Annotated in this window: 3 protein-coding genes; all 3 read left to right on the top strand. The window is 76.5% G+C overall.

Going from position 1 to position 4,432, the window contains the following annotated elements; translation table 11 throughout:
* Positions 1–753 (top strand): condensation domain-containing protein (locus E1291_RS39465; RefSeq protein WP_207401195.1); only part of this gene is annotated, 753 nt, incomplete at its 5' end.
* Between the two features lie 10 nt (positions 754–763).
* Positions 764–1,804 (top strand): 2,3-diaminopropionate biosynthesis protein SbnA, encoded by a 1,041-nt coding sequence (gene sbnA / locus E1291_RS39470; RefSeq protein WP_131743124.1) that lies wholly within the window; start codon positions 764–766, stop codon positions 1,802–1,804.
* Between the two features lie 81 nt (positions 1,805–1,885).
* A partial coding sequence (locus E1291_RS39475) for a non-ribosomal peptide synthetase (RefSeq protein ID WP_131743125.1) occupies positions 1,886–4,432 on the top strand: 2,547 nt, incomplete at its 3' end.

Consider the following 4,432-nt stretch of genomic DNA (forward strand, 5'->3'; position numbering starts at 1 on the left):
GAGCTGCCGCTGTCCCGGCCGCGCCCGGCCACCCCCGGCTTCCGCGGCAGCACGGTCTTCCGCCGGCTCGGCGGCGAGCCGTCCCGCGAGGTGCGCGAGGCCGCGCGCGGCGCCGGGCTCACCCCCTTCGCCCTGATGCTCGGTGCCTTCCAGGCGCTGCTGCACCGGTACGCCGGCGAGGGCGACCTGCTCGTCGGCTGCCCGACCACGCTGCGCCGCGGCCTGGCGACCCGCGACCTGGTCGGGCTGCTGGTCAACACCGTGCCGCTGCGCTCCACGCTCGGCCCGGCCACCACGTTCGGGGCGGCGGCGGCCGCCGCCGGCGACCGGCTCGGCGCCGTGTCCCGGTACGCCCGCCACCCGTTCGCGCTGATGGACGGGGGAGACGGCCGGCCGCCGGCGCTGCGCGTCGGCATCACGATGGTCGGCGGCCGGGGCGACCGGCTGCTCGACCTCGCCGCCTCCGGCGCCTGGACCGGGCACGCGGGCCACCGCGTGGCCGTGCTCGACCTGCCCCGGCTGGAGGGACAGAACGACCTCACCGTGGAGATCGGCGCCACCACCGGCGGCCTGTCGGTGGCGTTCCGCTACGACGTCGAGCTGTTCACCCGCGAGACCGTCGCCCGGCTGCTGGAGCGCTACCTCCGGTTCGTCCGCGTGACCGTTCAGGACCCCGGCGCGCGGGTGGGCAGGGTCCCGCTCGCCGAGGACGCCGGTGAGATCGCCCGGCTGCTGGCCCTCGGCAGCGGATGAGGAGGAGACGGTGCCCCATTCCGGCCTGACCGGGATCCTGTCCACGATCGGGCGGACCCCGCTGGTGGAGCTCACCCGGCTGCTGCCGGGACGCGACCAGCGGCTCTACGCCAAGCTCGAACGCTTCAACCCCGGCGGCAGCATCAAGGACCGGACGGCGCTGAGCATGCTGCGCGGGCGGATCCAGAGCGGCGCGCTGCCACCGGGCTCGATCGTGGTCGAGTCGAGCTCGGGCAACCTGGCGGTGGGGCTCGCCCAGATCTGCCGCTACCACGGCCTCAGGTTCATCTGCGTGGTGGACGCGCGGACCACCGAGCAGAACCTCGGCATCATGCGCGCCTACGGCACCGAGGTGGAGGTGGTCACCGAGGGCGACCCGGAGACCGGCGAGTTCCTGCCGGTACGGCTGCGCCGGGTGCGCGAGCTTCTCGCGGAGCTGCCCGGCGCGTACTGGCCGAACCAGTACGCCAATCCCCTCAACCCGGGCGCGCACGGCGAGACCATGTCGGAGATCGTGACGGCGCTCGGCGCGCCGCCCGACTACCTGTTCTGCGCGACCAGCACGTTCGGCACGCTGCGCGGCTGCTCCGACCACGCCCGCGCGCACTCGATGCCCACCACCGTCGTCGGCGTCGACGCGCTCGGCAGCGCGATCTTCGTCGAGCCGGGCGGCAGGCCGCCCGCCGTGCGGCGGCTGATCCCCGGGCACGGCGCCTCGGTGCGGCCCGCGCTGGCCGACCCGTCCGCGGCCGACGCCGTCGTCCACGTCACCGACCAGGAGTGCGTGGTCGCCTGCCGGCGGCTGGTGAACCGGGAGGCGATCCTCGCGGGCGGCTCCTCGGGCGCCACCGTCGCGGCCCTGGAGCGGCTCACCGCCGAGGGCGCGATCGCGCCGGACGCCACCTGCGTCCTGATCTTCCCGGACGGCGGCGACCGCTACCTCGGGACGATCTACGACGACGCCTGGGTGACCACCCACTTCGGCGAGATCTCCCACCTGTGGAAGACGCCGCCGTGGGAGCCCACCGCGGACCTCGCCGAACAGAGGTGAGCCGCCCGGATCTGAGCCGAACAGATGCGAGCGGAACAGATGCGTGCCGAACAGATGTGACCGGACCGTCCAAGGAGCGTCATGGATCTGCTGTTGCCCGAACTCGTCGCCCGGCGGGCCCGGCGCGCCCCCGGCGCCGTGGCGGTGGCCGAGGGGACGCGCACGCTGACCTACGCGGAGCTGGCCGCGCGGTCCGACCGGCTCGCCGCGCGGCTCCGCGGGCTCGGCGTGGGCCCCGGCGCGTTCGTCGCGGTCCGCATGCGCCGCCGGATCGGCCTGGTCACCGCGCTGCTGGCCGTGTGGCGGACGGGGGCGGCCTACGTGCCGATCGACCCGTCCTACCCGGCCGAGCGCGTCCGGCTGATCCTGGAGGACACCGGGACGAAGGTGCTGCTCACCGAGGAGAACACCGACGAGGACGGGGGCGGCCCGACCACGGGCGCCGCGACGCCGTTCGCCGTGCCGTCCGACGGCGCCCTCCCGCAGGTCCCGACGTCCGGCGGCGCGGACGGCGCGTTCGAGCCCGCCGCGCCGCGCGGCGCGGACGCCGCCTACGCGATCTACACCTCCGGTTCGACGGGGCTGCCCAAGGGCGTCGTGGTCACCCACGAGGGCATCGCCGGCCGGGTGGCCTGGACGGTCGAGCGGCACGGCCTCGGCCCCGGCGACCGGGTGCTGCAGAAGACCTCGCTCGGCTTCGACGCCGCGGTCTGGGAGTTCTTCGCGCCGCTGGTCGCCGGCGGCACGGTCGTCCTCGCCCCGGACGGCGCCGAACGCGACCCGGCCGCGCTGGCCGCCGCGGTCGCCGAGCACGAGATCACCGTGCTGCAGGCCGTGCCGTCGGTGTACGCGGCGCTCGTGGAGGAGCCCGGCTGGGCGGCGTGCGCGTCGCTGCGGCTGCTGTTCAGCGCGGGCGAGCCGCTGCACGGCGGCCTCGCGGCCCGGCTCACCGCGCCGGTGGGGGCCGAGCTGTGGAACACCTACGGGCCGACCGAGTGCGCGATCGACGTCACCGCGCACCGGTGGGACCCCGAGCACGACACCGGCCCGGTGCCGATCGGCCGTCCCATCACCGGGGTGCGGATCCGGGTGCTGGACGAGCACGGTGCCCTCGCCCCCGTCGGCGTGCCCGGCGAACTGTACGCGGGCGGCCCGGCGGTCGCCCGCGGCTACCTCGGGCACGCCCGGCTGACCGCCGAGCGCTTCGTCCCCGACCCCTACGGCACCGGCGGCGAGCGGCTCTACCGCACCGGCGACCGGGTGAGCTGGCGCGAGGACGGCGTCCTGGAGTACCTCGGGCGGCTGGACGACCAGGTCAAGGTCAACGGCGTGCGGATCGAGCCCGCCGAGATCGAGGCGGTCCTGGCCGGGCACCCGGAGGTGAACGGCGTCGTGGTCGCGGCGCGTCCCGGGCCGGGCGGCGGGCGCCTGGTGGCGTTCCTGCGCGGGACCGGCGCGCCCGCCGCGGGGCTGCGCGCCTACCTGTCCGAGCGGCTGCCGGAGACCCACGTCCCGTCGGCGTTCGTCACGGTCGAGGAGTTCCCCCGCACGCCCGGCGGGAAGGCCGACCGCAAGGCGCTGCTGGACGCCGCCGAGAACGACGCGCCGGCCCGCCCGCCGCATCTCGCGCCGCGCACCGCCGCCGAGCGGGCCGTGGCCGGCGCCTGGCGCGAGCTCCTCGGCGTGGACGACGTCGGCGTGCACGACGACTTCTTCGCGCTCGGCGGCTCGTCGCTGCTGCTGACCCGGCTGGCGGGACGGCTGAGCGGCGCGTCGGCCGGAGCCGGGAAGGCGGTGCTGCGCGGGCTGTTCTCCGCCGCCACCGTCGCCGAGCAGGCCGCCCTGCTGGAAGGGGTCACGCCGGAAGGGGAGCCGGAGGAGGCGACGGCCGCGGCCATCCGGCCGGTGCCCCGCGACGCGCCGCTGCCGCTGTCGCCCGGCCAGCACCGGCTGTGGTTCCTGAACCGGATGCACCCCGAGGGACACGAGTGGGTCGCCCCGCTCCACCTGCGGCTGCCCGCCGCCGTGACCGAGGACGAGGTGCGCCGCGCGCTCGCCGCCGTCGAGGCCCGGCACGAGGCGCTGCGCACCCGCTACACCGTCGCCGACGGCGAGCCGTACCAGCACGCCGTGCCCCCCGGGCCGGTCGAGCTGCGCGTCGAGGACGCCCCGGCCACCGAGCTGGTGCGGCTGTTCGGCGAGCAGTTCGAGCGGGGCTTCGACCTGGAGAACGGCCCGCTGTGGCGGGCGCTGCTCGTCCGGATCCCCGGCGAGGACCACGTCCTGCTGGTGACGACGCACCACATCGCGTCCGACGGCTGGACGACCGTCATCCTCGAACGGGAGATCCGCGCGCTGTGCGCGGGGGAGGACCTCCCGCCCGCCCCGGCGGTGCAGTACGCCGACTACGCCGTCTGGCAGCGCGGGCGGCTCACCGCCGACGTCGTCGAGGCGGAGCTCGCGCACTGGCGGCGCACCCTGGACGGCCTGCCGCGGCTGGCGCTGCCGGCCGACCGCCCGCGGCCCGCCGTCCGCGACGCGCGCGGCGCCATGACCACGTCGTTCACGCTGCCGCCCAGCGACCGCCCGATCCGCTTGATCTCCGCCAGCGGCAGCTCGCCGACGGCC

It is taken from the genome of Actinomadura roseirufa (assembly GCF_900659635.1).
GTDB lineage: Bacteria > Actinomycetota > Actinomycetes > Streptosporangiales > Streptosporangiaceae > Spirillospora > Spirillospora roseirufa.